Origin of the sequence: Sphingomonas canadensis, assembly GCF_026013525.1 — a bacterium.
Taxonomy (GTDB): Bacteria; Pseudomonadota; Alphaproteobacteria; order Sphingomonadales; family Sphingomonadaceae; genus Sphingomonas; species Sphingomonas canadensis.
In genome coordinates this window covers 1-21,346 of sequence record NZ_JAPDRA010000015.1, presented here as the reverse complement: position 1 = coordinate 21,346, position 21,346 = coordinate 1, and the positions used below count along the sequence as shown (strand labels likewise).

The window sequence follows — 21,346 nt, the reverse complement described above, 5'->3', positions numbered from 1 at the left end:
CAGGGGAGGAATGGCATGCGGCAGGTTCGGCTCGGCGCGATGCGCGTCGATCGCGTGTGGGAAATGGACGGATCGATGCCGATGCCGATGGCGCTTCCCGGCGTCACCGCCGCCGACCTGGCGCGGATGAAGCCGTGGCATTGGAGCGAGGAACTGTCCGACGATCCGGCGCAATGCCATATGAAGCTAAGCGTGCAGAGCTATGTGTTGCGGCTCGATGGCCTCAACATCCTGGTCGATGCCTGCAATGGCAACCACAAGACGCGCGGCATGCCCTTCGCCAACAATCTGGAAACGCCATGGCTGGAGCATCTGGCCGCGCTCGGGCTGCAGCCCGGGGACATCCATATGGTGATGTGTACCCATCTCCACGCCGATCATGTCGGCTGGAACACGCGGCTGGAGAATGGCCGCTGGGTGCCGACCTTCCCCAACGCGCGCTACGTGTTCAGCCGCAAGGAATATGAGCACTGGAGCCAGGACGACGCGGAGGAGATGCACCGCGGCGCGTTTGAAGACAGCGTGCTGCCGGTCGTCTCGGCCGGGCTGGCGGACCTGGTGGAGACCGATCACGTCGCGCATCGCGAGATCGGCGACGGCATCTGGCTGGAGGATATCAGCGGCCATTCGCCGGGATTGGTGGCGATCCACGCCCAGCGCGGCGGCGGCCATGCGGTGTTCCCCGGCGATTGCTTCCACCACCCCATCCAGCTCGTCCGGCCGGACCTGGTGTTCTTCGCCGACGAGGACGGGGCGGAGGCGTCGCACCAGCGCCGCCGCCTGCTGAGCGCCTGCGCGGACACCGGTACGGTGGTGTTCCCGGCGCATTTCCGCGATCCCTGCGCCGGCCATGTGCGCGGCGATGGCGAGGTCTTCCGGTTCGAATTCCTGGAATAGGCCGCGCGTCCCGCCCCCGCGCCGCGGGGGGGCGGGTCGGCGTCACCACATCGGGTTGCCGCTCTCCGTCTTCTCCGGCACCGGCTGCTTCAGGTCCCAATGTTCGCTGATCTGGCCGCCGCGGATGCGGAAAACGTCGACCTGGGCCGATTGCTTGCCCGTCGCGCCGTCGGTCAGGATGTAGTGGACCAGCACATAGTCGCCCTCGGCGACGATGCGCTGCGGCCCCAGGCTGGGCTTCGGGCCGGAAAGGTCGCCCCATTCGCGGCGCAGATAGTCGATCGCGCCCTGCTTGCCGTCCCCGATCACCGGGCTGTGCTGGCGGTAGCCGGCGGACAGATAGCGCTCGATCGCGCCGAACACGTCGCCCGCGCCGACCTGCGCCACATAGTCTTGAAAGGTCTTGAGCGAATCTGCGCGCTTTGATGCGGGATCGGGGCGGCCGCAGGTGGGATTGACGATGCTGTCGGCCCAGGCCTGGGCGCGCTCCCAGGTCTCGTAATTGCCGCAGGCCATGCCGTTGCCGTGCGCGGAGGTGGCCGGGATGTCCTGGATAACGTCCCAATGCTCGGCGATCTTGCCGTCGGCGACGCGCCAGATATCGACGAACAGGCGCGCGGCGCCGGTGGAATCGACGCTGTGATGCATTACCGAGAACAGGTCACCGTCGACCAGCACCATGTCGGTCACATGGCGGGGCGGGGGCGGGGCCGGATCGGGCTTGGGCGCGCCGAATATCTTGGCGAAATAGGCGCGATGCCCGGCCACGCCGTTGGCGATCTTCGGGTTGTGCTGGATGAAATCGGGATGCGCGAATTCGGCATAGGCGCCGAAGTTGTGCTCGATGAAATAGCGGTTGAGGAACGCCATTGCCACCGCGCGGGTCGCCTCGGTCTGCGCGCGGTGCGCGGCTTCCGCGTCGCTGGCAGCGGTCGCGGCGGGGGCAGGGGCCTGCTGCGCATGTGCGCATCCTGCGAGCGCGATGCCCGCAATGGTGGCGGCGATCGTCCAGCGGCGCATCATTCGTCTCCCAGGCTGTGGCCCGCCAGCCGTTCGAGCTGGCGGACGATCGCGGAATGGTCCAGCCCGCCTTCGCCATTGCCGCGGGCGCTGTTCAAAAGTTGCTGGCAGAACGCAGTCTGCGGCAGCGGCAGGCCGAGCGCGTTGGCGCCGGACAGCGCGAGCGCCAGATCCTTGTGGTGCAGATCGATGCGGAATCCGGGGGTGAAGCTGCGCTTCAGCATGCGCTCGCCATGCACCTCCAGCACGCGCGAGCTGGCGAACCCGCCCAGCAGCGCCTCGCGCACCTTGGCGGGATCGGCGCCGGCCTTGGCCGCGAACAGCAGCGCCTCGCCCACCGCTGCGATGTTGAGCGCGACGATTATCTGGTTGGCCACCTTCGCGGTCTGCCCCGCGCCGCTGCCGCCCACATGGGTGATGTTCTTGCCCATCGCCTCGAACAGCGGGAGCGCGCGGGCGAAGGCGGCGTCGCCGCCGCCGGCCATGATGGTGAGCGTAGCGGCCTTGGCTCCCACCTCGCCGCCCGAAACCGGCGCGTCGACATAATCGGCGCCCAGCGCGGCGATGCGCGCGGCGAAATCCTTGGTGGCGAGCGGCGAGATCGAGCTCATGTCGATCACCAGCTTGCCCGGCGACAGTCCCTCCGCCACGCCGTCCGCGCCGAACAGCACCTGCTCCACCTCGGGCGTGTCGGGCACCATGGTGATGATGATGTCGGCTGCGCGCGCGATCGCGGCATTTCCGTCGCATGCGGTGGCGCCCAGCGCTACCGCCTCGGCTGCGCGCGCGCTGCGGGAAGAGACGAAGAGCTGGTGCCCGGCGGCGATCAGGTGGCCTGCCATCGGCATTCCCATGATGCCCAGCCCGATGAATCCGATGTTCGCCACGGGCCGTCTCTCCTCCACTCAACCTCAGAATTGCCTACACTTTAGTTATGCGATTCTGCAAGCCTATCTGTTCGCAATTGCCATTGCTGCAATTTGTAGGCAATTTGTCCTGCGTATGACGATCGAAACCAGCACGGAGCGGGGCGTACCCGCCGCAATCGCCAGCCAGCTACGTTCGCTTATCGCGCGGGGCACGCTCGCCCCTGGGATGCGGCTGGGCCAGACCGAACTCGCCGAGCAGTTCCAGGCCAGCCGCGTCCCCGTGCGCGAGGCCTTGAAGCTGCTCAGCTCCGAAGGCGTGGTGGAGCATGATCCCAACCGTGGCTTCTTCGTCACCAAGCTCACCCGCGACGAGGCGGAACAGTTGTTCACCCTGCGCAACATGATCGAGGACGAGCTGATGCGCACGATCGAGTGGCCCGAGGAGGAAGTCCTCTTGGACCTCGAACGGCGTGCGCAGCGGCTGGAAGACCTGCTGGACGCGGGCGACCGTTCGCGCTGGTGGGATGAACATCGCGAATTCCATACGATCATCTTCAACCTGAGCCCGAAGAAGACGATCATGCGCGAGGCGATGCGCCTGTGGATGCTCACGGATCGCTTCCGCGCCCTGCTCCCTTTGCCGCGCCGCGCGAGCGAGGAGCGCAAGGTGGTGAACAAGCATTCGCTGCTCACCGCGCTGCGCCAGCGCGACCGCCGCAAGCTGATCGCCGCACGCCGCAACCGCCGCGAAGGTTTCGAACGGCTGTTGCTCGAAACGCTCGAGGCGCGCGGGCTCTGATCCCGTCATGCTGCTTGGCGCGGCGGCGAGAATATGGGGCCGGCGCGAGACCGGAAACGCGCCAGCCCCGCGGCGTTACGCCGCAACCGGTTGCCACAACTCCCGCGATGCGAGCGCCGATCCGTCGACCATCGCCTGGATCTTGGCCCAGCCGATCTCGTGCGACATGCGCCCGCCGCCCATGCCGCAATCGGTGCCCGCGATCACATTTTCGCGGCCGACATAGCGGGCGAAATTCTGGAGCCGGTCCGAAACCACTTCCGGATGCTCGATCGTGTTGGTGCGGTGGCTGACCACGCCGGGGATCAGAATCTTGCCCTCGGGCAGCTTCACGTCCTTCCAGATCTTCCACTCATGCTCGTGGCGGACGTTGCCGGCTTCGAAGCTGTAGGCCTGGGCCTTGATCTCCAGCATCAGGTCCACGACGTGGGCGAAGGGGATGTCGTCGATGTGCGGGCCGTTCCAGCTACCCCAGCACAGGTGGTAACGGACCATCTCCTCGGGGATGTTGCGCAGCGCATGGTTGGTGACGTCCACGCGCAGCTTGGCTTTCTTGCGATATTCCTCAAGCGTGATTTCCGGCACCAGCGTGGCCCATTTGTCGGGCAGGTCGGGGCCATCGAGCTGGAGGATGAAGCCGGCGTTGACCACCGCCTCATATTCCGGCCGCAACACCTCGGCGAGGGCATAGAGGAATTCCTCCTCGTTGCCGTAGTGCTCGTCATAGATGAAGTGATCGAGCCAGCCGGGCGACATCATCGGGAAGAAGGCGTCGCGATCGTTCAGGTCCAACTCGGTCAGGATGCGGCGGAAGCGCTCCAGCTCGCCGGCGATGATGTCGATGTTCTTCACCTTCAGCGCGTCGACGGCGACCATGCGCATCTGGTTGTTGGTCGGCGCGCCGTCCTTGAAGCGTTCGGCGTCGGCGGCCTTGTAGAAGCCCGGGAAGGTGCGGCGCTCGCGGCTGTCGAACACCACGGCGCCGACCTCGCCCGGCTTGCATTCGCGGTAGATCAGCCCCTCGATACGCTTGCCGTATTTGGCGAAGGTGTTGAAGCGCCCCGCCTCGCCGTCGGAGATCACGTCCACGCCCATGTCCACCTGGCGCTGGATCATCTCGCGGATCGCGGCTTCGAGCTGGGGGATATAGACCTCGTCCGGGATATCCTCGCCGCGCGACTTGCGCTGCTCGAGCGCGCGGAACTCCGGGTTCTCCGGCGAGAGCCGGCCCGCATGGGACACGAGGATGCGGTCGCTGCTGCGCTTCATGAAACTCTCCGGCTATGATTGTTAGTCAATATTGTATCACGATTTGACCAATGTCAAACGCGGACTGCCCCTCAGGCCGCCTGCGCGGCGGGGATTGCGCGGTTTCCCAGGATCATGTCGGAGGCCTTTTCGCCGATCATGATCACGGGCGCGTTGGTGTTGCCGCCCACCACGCGCGGCATCACCGATGCGTCGGCTATGCGCAGCCCCTCGATCCCGCGGACCCGAAGCTGCGGATCGAGCACCGCCATCGGATCGCTTTCCGCGCCCATCGCGCAGGTGCTGGAGGCATGGTGGGCCAGGATGCAGGTCTTGCGGTTGAACGCATCGATCTCGTCGTCGGTCTGCACCGCTGCGCCGGGCATCAGCTCCTTGCCGGCAAGCGCGGCGAGCGGCTCGGCCGCGAAGAATTCGCGCATCTGGCGGACGATCCGCCGCATCGTCTCCAGATCGCGGCGGTCCTCGAACATGTTGATGCGGATGCGCGGCGGGGCGGCGGGATCGGCGGAGCGCAGCGTCACGCTGCCGCGGCTGTACGGGCGCAGCAGCACGGCGAAGACCGTCATCGCATGCCCCGCGCCCTTGCGGATGCCGGGGAACCACACGCGCCCGTCCAGCCGGGTGGGATAGACGTTCGCCTTGATATCCGGCCGTTCGAGATCCGGCAGCGTGCGGACGAAGCCGAAGCTGGTGACCGGGAGCTGAAGCGCACTCGAATCGAGCCCCAGCGCGAACCGGGTGACGTTCAGCGCCAGCCGGTCGAAGCGGAGCTGGCTTTCGAAGCCGACCGGCCGGTTCAGCTCACAACCCACGCCCGTCAGCGGGTGTTCCTGAAGGTTGCGGCCGACGCCGGGCAGGTCCAGCACCGGATCGATCCCCGCCGCGCGCAAATCGTCCGCCGGGCCGATGCCCGACAGCATCAGCAGCTTGGGCGAATTATAGGCGCCCGCGGAAAGCACCACCTCGCGCTCGGCCCGGATCGTGCGGGTGCCGCTCTTGTCCGCCAGCTCCACGCCCGTGGCACGGCCCTTCTCGATCACCACGCGGGTCACCAGCGCGCCGGTGATCACGGTCAGGTTGGGGCGGTGCATCGCCGGGCGTAGGAACTGGGTGGCGCTGCTGGCGCGGCGGCCGCGGTCCACCGTCACCTCGGGCGGGCAGAAGCCCTCGCCGGTTTCCGGCCCGTGCTGGTCGTCGGTTACCTTGTGGCCCAGTGCGCGGGCGGCGGCCATGGTGGCGTCGAACACCGGCCCGCGCACGTCCACCGGCGCCACCGGCAGCGGCCCGCCCGCGCCATGCCATTCGCTCGCGCCGCGCCAGCTATCCTCGGATCGCTTGAAATAGGGGAGGACCTCGTCCCAGCTCCAGCCATCGGCCCCCAGCTCCGCCCATTCGTCGTAATCGCGCGGGTGGCCGCGCGAATAGACCATGCCGTTGATCGACGAGGTGCCCCCCAGGCATTTGCCGCGCGGCAGCCACAGCTTGCGGCCGCCCAGCCCCTCCTCGGGTTCGCTCCAATAGCCCCAGGAGAGGCGCTGCACGAACTGGAGCTTCATGAAGGCGAAGGGCATGCGCATGAACGGGTGGCGATCGCGCCCGCCCGCCTCGATCAGCACCACGCGGTTCGCCGGATCGGCCGAAAGGCGGTTGGCCAGCACGCACCCCGCGGAGCCCGCGCCGACGATCACGAAATCCGCTTCACCTACGCTTGCCATCGCCTTTTGCCTTCCCTCTCCGGTCAGATTGGAATACTCGATTGTAAGACGATTTCAAATCAATGAGTCGTGACGAGCGCGGGAGAGGGACGCTGGAAGCGCATCGATTCTACATTGGCGGCGCCTGGGTGGACCCCATTGGAACCGAACGGGTGACGGTGCGCAACCCTGCCGACGGCAGCGTGATCGGCACGGCGGCGATGGGCAATGCGGAGGATGCGGACCGGGCCGTGGCGGCGGCGCGCGCGGCGTTCGACGGCTGGTCGCGGACAGGCGTTGAGGAGCGGCTGGCGCTGCTCCGCCGGATGCGCGCGGCGTTCGACGAGGCCGCTCCCGCCATCGCTGCGCATCTGGTGCGCGAGGTGGGGCTCACCACCATGGTTGCCGAGGGGCAGAGCGCGATGTGCCGTTCGCATTTCGACGGCATCTTCGATCTGCTGCCCTCCTATCCCTTCAGCGCCAGCGACGGCGGAATGGTGGAACTGGCGAAGGAGCCGGTGGGCGTGGTCGTGGCGATCACGAGCTGGAACGCGCCTGTCAGCCAGATGCTGTGCAAGGCGGTGCCCGCGATCGCGGCGGGATGCACCGTGGTGGTCAAGCCGAGCGAGCAGGCGCCGCTGTGCGGCATGCTGCTGGCCCAGGCGATGGACAAGGCGGGCATCCCGCCGGGCGTGTTCAACCTGCTCAACGGCCGTGGCGGCGATTGCGGGCGGCGGCTGGCCGAGCATCCCGATGTCGACATGGTGTCGATGACCGGATCGGTGCCCGGCGGCGGGGCGATGGCGGCGGCCGCGGCACCGACGATCAAGCGCGTTCACCAGGAACTGGGCGGCAAGTCCGCCAATGTGATCCTGCCCGATGCCGATATGGCGGAGGCGGTGCGCAAGAGCGTGTTCGGCTGCATGATGAACGCCGGTCAGACCTGTGCCGCGCCGACCCGGCTGATCGTGCCCGAGGACCGGTTTCAGGAGATCGCGGCGCTGGCGGTGGCGGCGGCCGAGGCGCTGGTGGTCGGCCCGCCCGATGCGCCCGGCGTCACCTATGGCCCGTTGTCCAACCAGGCGCAGTTCGATCGCGTCAACGCGATGCTGGAGCGTGCCATCGCCGAGGGACTGCCGCTGCTGACCGGTGGTCCCGGCCGGCCGGAGCATCTTTCCACGGGCTTCTACGCGCGGCCCACCGTGTTCGGGCCGGTGCCGGTCGAAAGCTTCCTGGCGCAGGAGGAGGTGTTCGGCCCGGTGCTGAGCATCCAGACCTACACCGATGAGGAGGACGCGATCCGCATCGCCAACGCCACCCCGTTCGGCCTCGCCGCCTATGTCCAGTCGGCGGACCCGGCGGCGGCGCGGCGTGTCGCCGGGCGGCTGCGTGCGGGCTATGTCACGATCAACTTCCCGCCCTGGACCGCCGCGGCGCCGTTCGGCGGATACCGCAGGTCGGGCAACGGCAAGCAGTACGGCGTCTGGGGCTTCGAGGAGTTTCTGGAGACCAAGGCGATCGTGCGCGCCTGAAACGTCGCCGGAGACAAGCGAGGAGGAACCATGGGAGACAGGAGCGGGCGCGTCGCGGTGATCAGCGGCGCGGCGGGCGGGCTGGGCGCGGCGATTGCCGAGCGGCTGGCGGCGGAAGGCCATCCGGTGGCGATCGCCGACATCAAGGACGGCGGGCCGGTGGCCGAGCGTATCCGCGCGGCGGGCGGAACCGCCGCCTTCTTCGCCTGCGACATCACCGATCCGGCGGCCGTCGAGGCGATGCGCGACGCGGTGACGTCCCGGCTGGGCGCGCCTGCGATCCTGGTGAACAACGCCGGCCGCTATGAGCATGTCGCCTTCGCCGATCTCAGCTTCGAACATTGGCGCAAGGTGATGGCGCTGAACCTGGATGGCGCCTTCCTGATGCGCAAGGCCTTCGCGCCGGCGATGCGCGTGGCGGGATGGGGGCGGATCGTCAACATGGCGTCCAACTCTGCCTTCCTCGCCCCGCCGGGGATGGCGCAATATGTCACCTCCAAGGCGGCGCTGATCGGGCTGGCGCGCGCGCTGGGCGCGGAATTCGGGGCGGACGGCGTGACCGTGAATGCCATCGCTCCCGGCCCGATCGGCACCGAAAAGGTCCGCCAATCCTATGCCGAGGACATCGGCGGCGGCAGCGAGGCCGGGTTCGACGAATTCATGGGCATGCTGGTCGCCAACCAGACGGTGAAGCGCCCCGGCACGCCGCAGGACGTGGCCGGGCTGGTCGCCTTCCTGGTCAGCGACGACGCGGCGTTCGTGACGACCCAGACGATCGTGGTGGACGGGGGCTGGGCGCGGGTCTGAGGCTGCGCCGGGGCCGCGGCGAAGCGGCTCGCTCCCCTCAATGCGTCTGGCGCGAGGGGGCGGGGGCCTTGGTCTCCTTGCCGCTGCGGCGCGCGATCGTATCGTTGATGATATAGGCCTTGATCGCGGCGATGTCGGCCGGGCTGAGCTGATCGGCGAAGCTCGCCATGCCGGCGAAGGCCAGCGCGCCCTTGCCCACGATCTGCTCGAAATTCTCGATCACCGACGGCGGCATGTTCCACAAATTGGGATAGACCGCGAACGCGCCCCCGGGGAAATGGCAGCGGCTGCAGCGATCGAGGAACAGCGCCTCCCCGCGCTGCATCGCCGCCGCGCCCGCCGCGATCGGCTCGGGCAGCGGGGCCAGCTCCAGCGGCGCGCGCTTCGGCGGCAGAGGGACATCCTTGCCCCCCAGCTTCAGCACGATCAGCCGCTGGTAATTCTCGCGCTCGGCGGCGATCACGCCCGGGCCGAAGAAGCCCCCCTGCGGCCCGCCCGCTCCCGCCAGCACCGCGACATATTGTACGCCGTCCAGCGCATAGGTCATCGGCGCGCCCATGATCACGGTGCCGATGGGCAGGTGCAGAAGCTGCTTGCCGGTCGCGGCGTCATAGGCGTCGAGATGGCCCGACGCCGTGCCCTGGAACACCAGGTCGCCCGACACCATCGTCCCGCCGTTCAGGAAGGTGAGCGGCGCGCTTTCCCAGGCGATCCTGCCGGTGCGCGGGTCCCACGCCTTCAGCCGTCCCTCGAACTTCGATTGCGCGCGGCCCTTCAGGCTTTCGGCGCTGAACGGCGGGAAGCGGCCGAAGGTCGCCTGGTTGATATTGCCGGGAATGAACTGGGCGGGGCCGTGTGCCTGATCCTCCATCCCGGCTTCGTAGACCGGGATATAGACCAGCCCGGTGCGCGGGCTGTATGCCATCGGCTGCCAGCTATGGCCGCCCGCGCCGCTGGGCCAGATGAGCTGCGGCTGGCTGCGGTAATCGGCTTCCGGATTCGGGCGCGGCCGGCCGGTCTTCATGTCCACGCCGGTGGTCCAGTTGATCCGCGTATAGGGGTCGGCGCGCAGTAGCTCGCCCGTCACGCGATCGAGCACATAGAAGACGCCGTTCTTGGGCGCCTGCATCAGCACCTGGCGCGTGCGGCCGCCGATCTCCATGTCGGCCAGCACCATCGGCGAGGTGGCCGTATAGTCCCAGCTATCGCCCGGAGTGGTCTGGTAATACCATTTCATCCGGCCGGTATCGGCGTCCACCGCGACGATCGAGGAGAGGAACAGATTGTCCATCACCTCGCCGGATCTGCTGCGCAGCCAGGCGGGGTGGGGGCCGCCGTTACCCAGCCCCAGATAGGCGGTGTTGGTGGCGGGATCATAGGCCAGGCCGTTCCAGGCGTTGCCGCCCAGCCCAAGCTCCCAGCGCGTATCCTTGGGCCAGGTCTTGCGCGCCAGCGTAACCTCCGGCGTCTCGTCCGGCCCCGCGGCGGGATCGCCCGGCACGGCCCAGAAACGCCAGGCCAGCTTGCCGGTCTTCACGTCATAGGCGGAGACATAGCCGCGCGCGCCCATGTCCGCGCCCGCATTGCCGATCATCACCACGTCGCCCGCGATCTGCGGGGCGCCGGTGGAGCTGTAGTTCCAGCGCTTGTCGGCCAGCGTGTCCGTCTTCCACAGCGGCTTGCCGGTGGCGGCGTCGAGCGCGAAGAGCTTGCCGTCCATCGCGGCGACGAACACGCGGCCGTCCGCCACCGCCACGCCCTTGTTCACCACGCCGCAGCAGGCGTTGCGCGCGAAGCTGCCGTCCGCTTCGGTATCATGGGTCCAGCGCTTGGCCCCGGTGCGCGCGTCGAGGGCATAGACCTCGCCCCAGGGACCGGAGAAATAGAGTGTGCCATCGACCATCACCGGGGTCGATTCCATCCCGTAGTGCGTCCGGCCGCGTACCAGGAAGTCCCTGAACTCCCAGGCGAAGCCCAGCTTCGTCACATTGCCCGCGTTGATCCCGTCGAGCGGCGAGAAATAGCTGTCGCCCATGTCCCGGCCCGATCGCGGCCAATCGCCCGCGCGTTCGGGGGCGCCGAGCAGCCCCTTGTCCGCGGCGCCCGAGCCGCCCGGCGAGCAGGCGGCGGCGAAGATCGCGACCGCGGCGGCAGCCGCGGCGAGCATCGGGCGCGTCGGAAGCATGGACGGGGCGGCTATTCGGCGGCGATGGCGGTGGCCGCCGCCTCCGCAGCCTGTTCGGCGGCGATCAGTTCCTTCAGCATGCGGCGTGCGGTGACCGGCGGGCCGTCGGTCTTCAGCAGTACGGGATTGAGCGAATCGAGATCGCCGGTCGGCCCCATCCGCGCCTGCACCGCCTCGATCATCGGCTCGTCCTGGGTACGGAAGGCGGTGTTGAGCACGCCGAGCAGTGCCGCGTCGATCGCCGGATCGTCCAGCTTCAGGTTGCGCGCGGCGGCGAAGAAATAATGGCAGGTCGTCTCCGTCTCCGGCGTCATGCAATGGGCCTGGGGGAAGCAGAAGCCCTCCATGTCGTCCTGGCCGGGGAATTTGGTGCCGTTGTCGAAATCGATCAGCGCGGGCGGGTACCATGTCATATGCGTGCGCGTCTCACAGGGCTCGGCCGGGAAATCGAACAGGTCGATCGTCGCCTGGTTCGGCGGCAGCCCGGTGCGCAGGCGATAGGCGAGCAGGCGATCGTCGAACCGGTCCAGCCGCGTGGTGGTGGCGGCAAGCTGTTGTTCGGGCGTGACGTTGGGCATCTTGAAGCCCGGATGCAGATAGGGGGCGTGCGTCAGATCGAGCAGATTATCGGTGACGAGCTGATAGTTGCCCTTCACGTGCAGGTGGCCGCGCTGGACCTTCCAGCGGCTGTCGTCCTCCAGATAGGGATAGTGCGGCAGCAGCGCGGGATCGGCCAGTGCGGGATCGCCCGGCCAGATCCAAACGAAGCCATAGCGTTCGAACAGGTGGAAGCTGCGGATATCGGCGGCGCGCAGCGGCTTGCCCCCGTTGTGCGGATTGGAGACGCAGGCGCCCGAACAATCGAACACCAGCCCGTGATAGCCGCACTGGATCGCATCGCCGATCAGCGTGCCGGTGGAGAGCGGGGCAAAGCGATGCGGGCAGCGATCGACCAGCGCGACCGGCGTGCCATCCTCGCGCCGGTAGAAGACGATGGGCGTCTCCAACAGGGTGCGCGACATGGGTTCGCGCGTCACTTCGTCCGAAAAGGCGGCTGCATACCAGCAATTCTTGAGAAACAGGCTCACTGGATTCCTCTCCACTCGCGTTGCCCGGCCGCTCCGCCCAGCGCCGGTCTTCTATCCCCACATGCCAAAAAACTCCGGGCGATGCACCCCAGAATTGACTAACACGATTTGCTACCACATTATCCGCAGCGAGGGGAGAGGGGAAAGGCGGCAATGGTGTATTCCGGGCTGAATCGATCGCTCTTTCCACGCGCGCCGCGCTTCGCGGGTGAGGAGGCGGAACGGGCATGAGGTACAGGCTGTTTGGCGGAGGCGCGCTGGCGGCGTCGGCGCTGCTGCTGGCCGGCACGGTCGCGGCGGACCAGGCGGTGCAGAGCGACCGGCCCTCGTGGCGATCGCCCGCGGGCGAGGTGGCGCGCGGGCAGGGGCTGGCGCAGGCCTGCCTCGCCTGCCACGGCGAGAACCCGACGGCGGCGGCGGGACTGGACCGGCCACCGCCCAAGCTGTTCCGTCAGCGCGCCAGCTACCTGTTCTTCGCGCTGCGCGAATATCGCGACGGCACGCGCAAGCATGCGGTGATGCAGGGCTTCGCCCAGGGCCTGTCGGATCAGGACATGCGCGACATCGCCGCCTATTTCGGCCGCAATCTGCCCGACAAGCCCCCCAAGCCCGATCCGGGCAAGCCGATCTACGAGACCACCTCGCGCGAATGCGGCTTTTGTCACGGCGAGACGGGGATCGGCGAGTTCGAGGGAATCCCGGTGCTGGCGGGGCAGGAGCGCGACTATCTGATGCGCGCGCTGGAAGACTATCGCAGCGGCAAGCGCGGCGATCCGACGATGCGCGCCGAACTGAAGCGGATCGCGCCGGAGAAGGACGCGGCACTGGCGGACTATTACGCCGGATACCAATGGCTGGAGCATAAGGAATGATCCGCGCGCCGTTCCTCCTCGCCACCGCCGCGCTGACGGCGCTGGCCGGCTGTTCGGGCAGCACCAAGGGCGCCGAGGCGCCGCTGCCGAAAATGATCGCGGTGCCGGGCGGCACCTTCACCATGGGCGCCCCGCCCGATGCCGACGCGCAGCAAGGCAAGCCCCAGCATCAGGTTAGCATCCGCCCCTTCCGCCTGGGCGAGACCGAGGTGACCTTCGACCAATATGACGCCTTCGCCCGCGCAACCGGCCGCGCGCTGCCGCAGGACGACGGGCTGGGGCGGGGCGGCCGCCCGGTGATCAACATCGATCTTGCCGACATGCTGGCCTACACCGGCTGGCTCAACCGCTCGAGCGGCCAGACCGGGTTCCGCCTGCCCAGCGAAGCGGAGTGGGAATATGCCGCGCGCGCGGGCACCACGACCGGATTCTACTGGGGCGACGAGCCCGATCCCAACCGTGCCAACACGCGCGCCAACACGGGCGCCGACAGCTTCGAGTTCACCGCCCCGGTGAAGAGCTTCCCGGCCAATCCCTGGGGCTTCTTCGACATGGCGGGCAATGTCTGGGAGATGACGGCCGATTGCCGCTATCCCGATTATGCGGGCGCCCCTGCGGACGGCAGCGCGCGCACCGGCCCGGACTGTTTCAGCCATATCGCGCGCGGCGGCGACTACAGCAGTTCGCGCCGCGGCCAGCGCCCCACCGCGCGGGTGGCCGCCGGTGAGAAGTTCCGATCGACCAGCCTGGGATTCCGCGTGGCGCAGGATATGTAGGCGGCGGGTTTAGCGTTTCGCCTTCATCAGATCCGCCCCGTCGCCCGGGCGCAGCGTCAGGAAGCTGACCACCGACAGCGCCATCACGCCCGCCAGCGCCAGCGTGGGCGCCACGAAGTCGGCCCAAACGGGAACCCCTGCGTCCGAGGAAAAGGCCAGCAGGATCGCCGTCGCGCTGATCCCGAGCGCCATCGACAGCCGCTGCACCACCGCCGCCACCGATGTCGCGCGGCCCAGCGCCTCCTGCGGCAGGCCGGAGAAGTTGAGCCCGGCCAGTGTCGAGAGCTGGATCGAATGGATCAGCCCGAACAGGAACATGAACCCGCCCAGCAGCCAGAAAGACGCACCCGGCTGGAACAGCAGCAGCGACGCCAGCAGCAGCCCCAGCACCGCGCTGTTGAAAATCAGCAGCCGCTTTACCCCCAGCTTCTTCAGCAGCGGATCGATGCCCAGCCGCAGCGCGATCTGGCCAAAGGCGAGCACCGCCATCAGATAGCCGGCCACCACGGCCGATCCGCCCAGCCCGAGCTGGAAATAGAGCGGAAACAGGAACATCGTCGCGCCCAGCACCAGCCGCGAAAAGCTGCCCCCCAGCACCGCCACCGCGAAGGCGCGATAGCGGAACAGCCGCAGGTCCAGGATCGGATCGGCGCGGCGCGCGTGGCGCGCATAGAGCGCGATGCCGGCCGCGCCGATGCCCAGCGCGATCCAGGCGATCATGCCGACGCGGCTTTCCGCCGCGATTGCCTCGAACCCCGTTTGCAGCGCCACCAATGTCACTGCGACGATGACGAAGCCCCAGCCGTCGAACTTCGCCGCCTGGGTGGGTTCGCTGCGATCCAGGAAGTGCAGCGCCAGCACGATGCCCGCGAGCCCCAGCGGCACGTTGATGAAGAAAATCCAGCGCCAGTCCCAGTAGGTGGTGATCCATCCGCCCACAACCGGCCCCAGCATCGGCCCCAGCAGGCCCGGCACGATCATGTAGCTCATCGCGCGCACCAGCTCGTCGCGCGGGAAGCTGCGCGCCAGGATCAGCCGCCCGACGGGCGTCATCAACGCGCCGCCAGCGCCCTGGAGGAAACGGCCCGCGACCAGCGTGTAGAGGTCGCTGCTGATGCCGCAGACGACCGATCCCAGCACGAAAACCGCGATCGCGCCGATGAACACCCGGCGCGCCTCGAACCGGTCCGCCAGCCATCCGCTGGCCGCCATCCACATCGACACGCTGACCAGATAGGCGGTGAGCGATACGCCGATCTCGTTCGGCGTCACATTCAGCGCATGCGCGATCTGGGGCAGCGACGTCGCGATGATCGTGCTGTCCAGCCCCTCCATGAAGAAGGTGGCGCCGACCGTCATCGGGATCAGCAGCGACGGGCGCTTCGCCGCCGGCTGCGGATTTCCGATCGAGGGCACTTCGCCCTCAAGGGTCGCCGCGCTCGCGACGTCCACGGCGCGCTCGCCGTCGCGGTCCATGGTGCCTGTCACGACCGGGTCAGCGCGCCTGTTCGGCCGCGATCAGCGCCGCCAGCGCACGGCGTGCCGCCACGGGCGCGCCGTCCGACTTGAGCAGCACGGGATCGAGCGCCAGCACGTCGGTTTCCGCGCCCATCCGCGCCTGCTGCGCCTCGATCATCGGTTCGTCCTCGTTGCGGAAGGCGTTGTCGAGGATGCCGAACAGCGTCTCGTCCGCCACCGGATCGTCGAGCAGCATGTTGCGGCCCTGGGCGAAGAAATAATGGCAGCTCCGCTCGGTCTCCGGCGTGATCGCGTGCATGGCGGGCAGGCACAGGCCCAGCTCCTCGGCCTCGTCCAGCCGCGCCGCGCCGGCATCGAAGAAGATCAGCGACGGCGGCAGCCAGTGCATGTGCGACCGCGAATCCATCAGCGGATCGGTGAAGCCGAACAGCGAACGGGTGGGGCCGTTGGGCGGACAGCTCTTGCGCCAGCGCCGGGCGATCACCCGCTCCGGCCGGCGCTCCAGCTCGGTGGTGGTGCGGGCCAGCCGCTCCTCCACGGTCATCCCCGGGATCGCGAAGGCGGGGTGGAGATAGGGGGCGTGCGTCAGGTCGAGCAGGTTGTCCACCACCAGCATATAGTTCGCCTCGACCCGCAGATAGCCGGAGACCGCCTTGAAGCCGGGAGCGGTGAGGAAGGCGAAATCCGCTGGAAGCTTGTCCGCGTCGGCGGGTTCGTCGCCCATCCAGATCCAGACCATGCCATAGCGTTCCAGCAGCGGATAGCTGGCGACCTTCGCCGCCTTGGGCAGCGCGGCATAATGCGGATTGTACACGCATTCGCCGCCGGTGCCGAAACGCAGGCCGTGATAGGGGCACTGGATCTGGTCGTCGATCAGCGTGCCCATCGACAGCGGGGCAAAGCGATGCGGGCAGCGATCCTCAAGCGCATGCGGCGTGCCGTCCGCCGTGCGATAGAGCACGACATGCTCGCCCAGGAACTGGCGGGCCATCGGCTTGTCGCCGATATCCTGCGACCAGCCTGCGGCATACCAGCAGTTGCGCAGATAGCTCATGCGCCCGGAACTCCATCGATTGCGTGACGATGCGAAGATTGTATCACTATTTTGACTAACAATGCAACGCGCTTTCGCCCCGGGGCGGGCATCGCCGGGCGCGCGCCGGGTGATTGCTAGCGGGCGCGCGGCACCATCTTGCGGACCTCATGGATCGCCTTGGGATCGGCGGCGTGCTGGACGATCATGGTGCTGAGCCACACCGTCATCGCCAGTCCCATCGCCAGCGCGATGGGCGCAAGCGCCAGCATCGCGGGCCGGGCGAGCGCGCCCAGCAGGTCGGCCGCCGCGCCGCCTTCGGCCGGTTGCGGGCGATCGGGATGGAGGTTGGGCGCCGCCTTCAGCGCCATCATCGGCCGGAAATGATCGAAATAGGCGAAGAGCAGATAGACGTTCATCACCAGCGATCCGCTGCCCATCAGGAACGCGCGCAGCTTCCATTCGGGCTTGAACACGTCGGTGATGAACACCGGCACCGTCACCGTCATCGCCACCACGAGCGACAGCGGGACGAAGCGGTTGGCGAGCAGCGCGATGCCGGTCACCACCTCGATCCCCTTGGCCAGGTGAAACATGATGCCGTTTTCGATCAGCGCGCCGACGATGTCGGGCGGCGGCATATAATCCACGAAATCGGAGATGCTGGGATAGGGCGTGATGATCTTCACGAACCAGTTGAGCCCGTTCACCAGATAGGCGAAGCCGAGCATCAGGCGTACCGCCTGGGTTGCGCGATCGAGCCAGCCCGCGCCGTGCATCAGCCCTTGTTCCCCGTGTTGCGGGCCAGAAGCGTATCGAGCCGCAGGACATCCCATTCCGCAGGCAGCAGCAGCAGCGCCACCACCATTGCCATGCGGAACACGGCCTGCTGGATATCCCATCCCGCCGCCTCCATGCCATGGCCGAAGGTGACGACCACCAGCACGCTGAGGATCATGTAGAGCCCCCAGTCGCGCTTCAGCCCGAGGATCAGCAGCGCGCCGCCGACCAGCTCGAACACGGCGGCATAGATGTTGGTGGCGCGCAGCACCCAGTCCGGGAACCAGACGCGCAGCTTCTCGAACCACTGCATGTTCCATTCGAGCCCGTCGATGAACAGCTTGAACATCGCGAGCTGGAACGACAGCAGGCCGATCATCATCCTGAGCCCCCAGGTGCCCAGCGCCCGATTCCTGGTCTGAACGTCACCCATCGATTTTCCCCTGGGGTTGCCGGCGCGTCCCGTTCTCCCCCGCCTGGGGGATGGGGCCGGCGAAGCTGGAGGAGAGGGGAGGACGCCGGAATATGCCCCGGGGCATCCTCCCCCCTCCGTCGCGCTACGCGCGCGCCCTCCCCCTTGCGGGGGAGGGCGTTGCCGGGCGCCTTCCCATCGCAGGCGCCCGGCCCGGGCCGGATCAGAAGGTGCGCTTCACCGACAGCGCCCAGCGCCGCGGGGCGCCCGGATAGCCATAGGTGGAGCCGGTGAAGGTCGTGTTGTCGATGTAGTTGGAGTAGTAATATTTGTCGGTGAGGTTGGTGACCTCCAGCGCGAGCTGCCAGTTGCGGTCCGGGTTGTCCCAGGTCAGCCGCGCGTTGGCCAGGGTGCGGCCGGCGATGCGGTTGAACGCGGTGTTGACCGGATCGGTGTACAGATCCGACTGATAGGTCACGTCGATGCGCGGGGTGATGCTGCCCGCGCCGCCGCCCAGCGGAATCTTGTACTGGGCGCCGAAGCTGGCCTTCCACTCCGGCGTGAACGGCGCGCGCATGTCCAGCGTCATCGTCGGCACGTTGTTGATCGCGTAATAGTCGAAATCGAGGTGCGCGAGCGTGGCATCGATGTTCAGCCCGTCCACCGGCTCGGCCGCCAGTTCGATCTCGAAGCCCTTGATGTGCGCGCTGCCCACATTCTGCGGGCCTGCGCAGGGCGCCGGCGTCGACGGCGGCGGGCAGGTGAGCGCCTGAAGCTGGATGTCGGTATAGTCGCTGTAGAACACCGCGCTGTTCAGCGTCAGCCTGCGGTCGAGCAGCGACATCTTCACGCCGCCTTCCCAGGTGCCGATCCGCTCCGGCCCGAACGGATAGACCTGATCGGGGAAGAAGGGCTGGCCGTTGGTGCCGCCGCCCTTGAAGCCGGTGGCGTACTGGGCATAGATCATCACATCGTCGTTGACGTCGAAGCTGATGTTGCCGCGATAATCCCAGCTATTGCCGCGATAGATGCCCTGCAGCCCGTACAGCCCGGGGATGGGCGTGCTCGCGCCGTTCGGCTCGGTGCGGTAGAAGACGTAGTCCTTGGTCTCCTTGGTATAGCGGAGGCCGCCGGTCAGGTGGAGCTGCGGGATCGGATCCCACACCACCTGGGCATAGCCGGCCTTCGACTTGGACGTGGTGTCGTCGTCGTTGAAGAACAGGAAGTTGATGTACTGGATGTCGACGCGCTGGTCGCCGTTCACGAACGAACGCAGGTAATAGCCGCCCAGCGTGAACAGCAGGTTGTCCGCCACCTCGCCGTTCAGCCGCAGCTCCTGCGAGAACTGGTTGCCGTGATAGCCGACCTGCAGGTTGCTGAGCGGAATCGGCGTGCCGTCGCTGTCGTTCGGCGCATAGGTGGCGAACGAACGATAGGAGGTGATCGCCTTGACCGAGAAATGGTCGGAAAGATCGACGTCCACCGATCCCTGGATGCCCCAGATATCGGCCTTGTTGGTCGGATCGAAGCAATAGGCGCCGGTGCCGCCATAGGCCAGGCGGTTACAGAAATCGGCATAGCTGGTGTAGGTGCCGCCCGTGGCGAAGCGGCTGTCGATCGCGATGCCGGCCACCGCGGTGGGGGGCACGTTCGCCTGGTTGGTGATCGCGGCCAGCATGTCGGCGCCCGGATCGTTGCGCTCGGCCGTATAGTCGCCGCTGATGTTGATCTCGATATTCTCCGCCGGCAGCCAGCGCAGCGCCGCGCGTCCGGCGACGTAGCTTTCCCCTCCCGCGGTGCCGGCCTTGCAGCCGTCGCCGGGGCCTACCAGTTGCGGGAAGCCCGAGGCCGGGTTGAGGCAGCCATAGTCCAGCCGGGTGACGTAGCCGTCCTCCTTCTTCGCGGCGACGTTGATGCGGACGAACATATTGTCGGTCAGCGCGAAATCGCCCGCGGCGCGGCCCTCGATCCGGTCGAAGCTGCCGTAGGTGACCTCGGCATAGCCCGAACCATCGCCCTTGGGCTTCAGGCTGAACAGCTTGATCGCGCCGCCCACCGAATTCTTGCCGGCCAGCGTACCCTGCGGCCCGCGAAGCACCTCGACGCGGTCGAGATCGAGCAGCTTGAACAGCGCCCCCGTCATCGAGGCGATGTAGACGTCGTCGACATAGGTGCCGACGCCGGGTTCGTAGAAGGGCGCGCTGTTATACTGGCCGATGCCGCGAATATAGGCGATCAGGCCGCTGCCGCGCTGGCCCTCGCCCTTCTCCAGGCTGACGTTGGGGGCCTGGCCGGCGATATCCGCCACGCTGTTCTGGCCGCGCGCCTCAAGCTGGTCGCCGGTCATCGCGGTGATCGCGAGCGGGGTATCCTGCAGGTTCTGGTCGCGGAACTGGGCGGTGACGACGATCTCGCCATTGGCGGGGCCAGTGTCCTGCTGTTCGTCGGCCTGGTCCGGCTCGGGGGCCGAAGCCAGCGCCGGTGCCGCCGCAGAGATCGCGATCGCGGCCAGCGACGCTGCCCAGATGCGCTGCGCGCCGAATCGAGGCGCACGTCCGGATTCGATTGGTGCCTTCATATTCCCCTCCCTCAATAGATCCGGCTCTTTGGCCGTTTGGTGATCCGATTACGTATACCAAATTGTATAACGATATTGTGTGCATCGCAAGGGGGTCACCACGCCTTGCGCCGTGGGGATGAATCGCGCCGATCTGGTGTGGTTCTGGTGCTGCCTGGCGGGGCTATCCGAGACCCGGATGCGGCGGCAGCGAAGACGGGTATCAGTCGAGCGTCTCGAATCCCGCCTCGCACGGGCGCAGGCGGATGCGCCCTTCGGCGGCGGCGGTCACCCAGCGCGCGGTGCGATCCAGTCCGCCGAACGAGAAGAAATGGAGCGCGGTGTCGCCATGCTCCTCGCAAGCGATGCTGCCGGCCAGGTCGCGGATAACCGGGTCCGGCCCCGCTTCGGCCAGCAGGCGTGCGATCGATGCGCCGCGGCTCGACAGCGCCTGGATCGACGCGCCGATGCCGCAGATGCGGGCATAGCGGCGCAGCGTGCGCAGGTTGGCGGGGCCGGCCAGCCCGATCCGCACCGGGGCATCGTTGCCGCGCGCGCGGAACGCCTCCAGCCACGCCAGGATGGGTGCCGCGTGGAAGGCGAACTGGGTGACGACGAAGGGCGCCAGTCCCTTGTCGGCGATTACCGCCAATTTGGTGTCCACCGCGGCCTCCAGCACCTCCGGGGCGATGGCGGGGTGGCCCTCGGGATAGCCGCCCACGCCGATCGCCCGGATGCCGTGACGCGCAGGATCGCAGCGCGCGATCAGCTCCAGCGCCGATCCGAACTCGCCCGCGATCCGGCGTGTGTCGCCCGCGATCACGAACAGCCGCCGGACCTCCGCCGCCTCGGCCAGCGCGCCGGCCAGCCGGTCGAAAGCGGCGCGATCGGCGATGCCGCGCGCGGCGATGTGGGGCACCGGATCGTGCCCGGCGGCCCGGATCGCGCGCGCGGCGGCGATCCGGTCGGCGTCGCTGTCGCCGGGCAGCCAGGTGACCGACACCGCCGATCCGCGCGGAAGCCGCGCCAGCGCCTCGCCGAGCCCGTCCGCCTCGCGGGCGGCAAGCTCGAACGATGCGGCGGCGGCCATGCCGCGGATCGCCCCGAACAGGCGCTCCGCGTCATCGCGCGGCCCATCCTCCACGCGCGGGATCGGCCAGGCGGTCATCGCGTCAGTACCGGTAGTGATCGGGTTTGAAGGGCCCTTGTACGGGGACGCCGATATAGTCGGCCTGTTTCTGGGTGAGGGAGGAGAGCTTGACGCCGAGCTTTTCGAG

General features: G+C 67.8%; 19 protein-coding genes. 6 read left to right on the top strand and 13 right to left on the bottom strand.

Annotated elements, in window-relative coordinates; genetic code table 11:
• Nucleotides 1–15 precede the first annotated feature (15 nt).
• On the top strand, nt 16–897 hold the full coding sequence (locus OM513_RS19810) for an MBL fold metallo-hydrolase (RefSeq protein WP_264946513.1): 882 nt from the start codon (nt 16–18) through the stop codon (nt 895–897).
• 42 nt (nt 898–939) lie between these two features.
• Here OM513_RS19810 and OM513_RS19805 read toward each other — a convergent pair whose 3' ends face one another.
• Together OM513_RS19805 and OM513_RS19800 are read right to left on the bottom strand one after the other, a co-directional pair.
• Nucleotides 940–1,917 carry a nuclear transport factor 2 family protein gene (locus OM513_RS19805; RefSeq protein ID WP_264946512.1) on the bottom strand — a complete coding sequence of 326 codons (978 nt, stop codon included), beginning with the start codon at nt 1,915–1,917 and terminating at the stop codon, nt 940–942.
• Nucleotides 1,917–2,804 (bottom strand): 2-hydroxy-3-oxopropionate reductase, encoded by an 888-nt coding sequence (locus OM513_RS19800; RefSeq protein ID WP_264946511.1) that lies wholly within the window; start codon nt 2,802–2,804, stop codon nt 1,917–1,919. The genes OM513_RS19805 and OM513_RS19800 overlap by 1 nt, the downstream gene beginning before the upstream one ends.
• Nucleotides 2,805–2,919: 115 nt before the next feature.
• Here OM513_RS19800 and OM513_RS19795 point away from each other — a divergent pair, with 115 nt between their 5' ends.
• Complete coding sequence (locus OM513_RS19795) at nt 2,920–3,585, top strand: GntR family transcriptional regulator (protein ID WP_264946510.1); 666 nt, start codon at nt 2,920–2,922, stop codon at nt 3,583–3,585.
• A 75-nt stretch (nt 3,586–3,660) separates the two neighbouring features.
• On the opposite strand, the gene OM513_RS19790 is transcribed toward OM513_RS19795, so the two are convergent.
• Together OM513_RS19790 and OM513_RS19785 are read right to left on the bottom strand one after the other, a co-directional pair.
• A complete protein-coding gene (locus tag OM513_RS19790) occupies nt 3,661–4,854 on the bottom strand; it encodes a uroporphyrinogen decarboxylase/cobalamine-independent methonine synthase family protein (RefSeq protein ID WP_264946509.1) in 1,194 nt (397 codons plus the stop codon).
• A 71-nt stretch (nt 4,855–4,925) separates the two neighbouring features.
• Nucleotides 4,926–6,569 carry a GMC family oxidoreductase gene (locus tag OM513_RS19785; protein WP_264946508.1) on the bottom strand — a complete coding sequence of 548 codons (1,644 nt, stop codon included), beginning with the start codon at nt 6,567–6,569 and terminating at the stop codon, nt 4,926–4,928.
• Between the two features lie 128 nt (nt 6,570–6,697).
• Here OM513_RS19785 and OM513_RS19780 point away from each other — a divergent pair, with 128 nt between their 5' ends.
• Both OM513_RS19780 and OM513_RS19775 read left to right on the top strand, forming a co-directional pair.
• Entirely contained in the window at nt 6,698–8,080 is a 1,383-nt protein-coding gene (locus OM513_RS19780) for an aldehyde dehydrogenase family protein (protein WP_264946507.1), read from the top strand.
• 30 nt (nt 8,081–8,110) lie between these two features.
• On the top strand, nt 8,111–8,887 hold the full coding sequence (locus OM513_RS19775) for an SDR family NAD(P)-dependent oxidoreductase (protein WP_264946506.1): 777 nt from the start codon (nt 8,111–8,113) through the stop codon (nt 8,885–8,887).
• A 37-nt stretch (nt 8,888–8,924) separates the two neighbouring features.
• On the opposite strand, the gene OM513_RS19770 is transcribed toward OM513_RS19775, so the two are convergent.
• Nucleotides 8,925–11,072, bottom strand: a complete 2,148-nt coding sequence (locus OM513_RS19770) for a PQQ-dependent dehydrogenase, methanol/ethanol family (RefSeq protein WP_264946505.1) — start codon at nt 11,070–11,072, stop codon at nt 8,925–8,927.
• Between the two features lie 11 nt (nt 11,073–11,083).
• Nucleotides 11,084–12,160 (bottom strand): aromatic ring-hydroxylating dioxygenase subunit alpha, encoded by a 1,077-nt coding sequence (locus tag OM513_RS19765; RefSeq protein WP_264946504.1) that lies wholly within the window; start codon nt 12,158–12,160, stop codon nt 11,084–11,086.
• A gap of 227 nt (nt 12,161–12,387) precedes the next feature.
• On the opposite strand from OM513_RS19765, the gene OM513_RS19760 reads away from it, so the two are divergent.
• Together OM513_RS19760 and OM513_RS19755 are read left to right on the top strand one after the other, a co-directional pair.
• Nucleotides 12,388–13,032 carry a c-type cytochrome gene (locus OM513_RS19760; protein WP_264946503.1) on the top strand — a complete coding sequence of 215 codons (645 nt, stop codon included), beginning with the start codon at nt 12,388–12,390 and terminating at the stop codon, nt 13,030–13,032.
• Nucleotides 13,029–13,808: a formylglycine-generating enzyme family protein gene (locus tag OM513_RS19755; protein WP_264946502.1), complete on the top strand. Its 780-nt coding sequence runs from the start codon at nt 13,029–13,031 to the stop codon at nt 13,806–13,808. The genes OM513_RS19760 and OM513_RS19755 overlap by 4 nt, the downstream gene beginning before the upstream one ends.
• Before the next feature lie 9 nt (nt 13,809–13,817).
• On the opposite strand, the gene OM513_RS19750 is transcribed toward OM513_RS19755, so the two are convergent.
• The 7 genes from OM513_RS19750 to OM513_RS19720 form a co-directional block, all read right to left on the bottom strand.
• The gene (locus OM513_RS19750; protein ID WP_264946501.1) at nt 13,818–15,284 is read right to left on the bottom strand and encodes an MFS transporter; all 1,467 of its coding nucleotides are present in this window, start codon (nt 15,282–15,284) and stop codon (nt 13,818–13,820) included.
• 19 nt (nt 15,285–15,303) lie between these two features.
• Complete coding sequence (locus OM513_RS19745; protein ID WP_264946500.1) at nt 15,304–16,341, bottom strand: aromatic ring-hydroxylating dioxygenase subunit alpha; 1,038 nt, start codon at nt 16,339–16,341, stop codon at nt 15,304–15,306.
• Between the two features lie 116 nt (nt 16,342–16,457).
• Nucleotides 16,458–17,099 carry a DoxX family membrane protein gene (locus OM513_RS19740; RefSeq protein WP_264946499.1) on the bottom strand — a complete coding sequence of 214 codons (642 nt, stop codon included), beginning with the start codon at nt 17,097–17,099 and terminating at the stop codon, nt 16,458–16,460.
• Nucleotides 17,099–17,533, bottom strand: a complete 435-nt coding sequence (locus OM513_RS19735; protein ID WP_264946498.1) for a DoxX family protein — start codon at nt 17,531–17,533, stop codon at nt 17,099–17,101. The genes OM513_RS19740 and OM513_RS19735 overlap by 1 nt, the downstream gene beginning before the upstream one ends.
• Nucleotides 17,534–17,735: 202 nt before the next feature.
• Complete coding sequence (locus OM513_RS19730) at nt 17,736–20,090, bottom strand: TonB-dependent receptor (protein ID WP_264946497.1); 2,355 nt, start codon at nt 20,088–20,090, stop codon at nt 17,736–17,738.
• 202 nt (nt 20,091–20,292) lie between these two features.
• Entirely contained in the window at nt 20,293–21,237 is a 945-nt protein-coding gene (locus OM513_RS19725) for a methylenetetrahydrofolate reductase (protein WP_264946496.1), read from the bottom strand.
• Nucleotides 21,238–21,241: 4 nt separating this feature from the next.
• On the bottom strand, nt 21,242–21,346 hold a 105-nt coding region (locus OM513_RS19720; RefSeq protein WP_264946039.1), incomplete at its 5' end, for an adenosylhomocysteinase.

Excerpts from the sequence above, each read along its gene's own strand:
- OM513_RS19810 (WP_264946513.1), top strand. The coding sequence starts at position 16 with ATGCGGCAGGTTCGGCTCGGCGCGATGCGCGTCGATCGCGTGTGGGAA.
- OM513_RS19805 (WP_264946512.1), bottom strand. The coding sequence starts at position 1,917 with ATGCGCCGCTGGACGATCGCCGCCACCATTGCGGGCATCGCGCTCGCA.
- OM513_RS19795 (WP_264946510.1), top strand. The coding sequence starts at position 2,920 with ATGACGATCGAAACCAGCACGGAGCGGGGCGTACCCGCCGCAATCGCC.
- OM513_RS19790 (WP_264946509.1), bottom strand. The coding sequence starts at position 4,854 with ATGAAGCGCAGCAGCGACCGCATCCTCGTGTCCCATGCGGGCCGGCTC.
- OM513_RS19785 (WP_264946508.1), bottom strand. The coding sequence starts at position 6,569 with ATGGCAAGCGTAGGTGAAGCGGATTTCGTGATCGTCGGCGCGGGCTCC.
- OM513_RS19775 (WP_264946506.1), top strand. The coding sequence starts at position 8,111 with ATGGGAGACAGGAGCGGGCGCGTCGCGGTGATCAGCGGCGCGGCGGGC.
- OM513_RS19770 (WP_264946505.1), bottom strand. The coding sequence starts at position 11,072 with ATGCTTCCGACGCGCCCGATGCTCGCCGCGGCTGCCGCCGCGGTCGCG.
- OM513_RS19760 (WP_264946503.1), top strand. The coding sequence starts at position 12,388 with ATGAGGTACAGGCTGTTTGGCGGAGGCGCGCTGGCGGCGTCGGCGCTG.
- OM513_RS19755 (WP_264946502.1), top strand. The coding sequence starts at position 13,029 with ATGATCCGCGCGCCGTTCCTCCTCGCCACCGCCGCGCTGACGGCGCTG.
- OM513_RS19750 (WP_264946501.1), bottom strand. The coding sequence starts at position 15,284 with ATGGACCGCGACGGCGAGCGCGCCGTGGACGTCGCGAGCGCGGCGACC.
- OM513_RS19745 (WP_264946500.1), bottom strand. The coding sequence starts at position 16,341 with ATGAGCTATCTGCGCAACTGCTGGTATGCCGCAGGCTGGTCGCAGGAT.
- OM513_RS19740 (WP_264946499.1), bottom strand. The coding sequence starts at position 17,099 with ATGCACGGCGCGGGCTGGCTCGATCGCGCAACCCAGGCGGTACGCCTG.
- OM513_RS19735 (WP_264946498.1), bottom strand. The coding sequence starts at position 17,533 with ATGGGTGACGTTCAGACCAGGAATCGGGCGCTGGGCACCTGGGGGCTC.
- OM513_RS19730 (WP_264946497.1), bottom strand. The coding sequence starts at position 20,090 with ATGAAGGCACCAATCGAATCCGGACGTGCGCCTCGATTCGGCGCGCAG.
- OM513_RS19725 (WP_264946496.1), bottom strand. The coding sequence starts at position 21,237 with ATGACCGCCTGGCCGATCCCGCGCGTGGAGGATGGGCCGCGCGATGAC.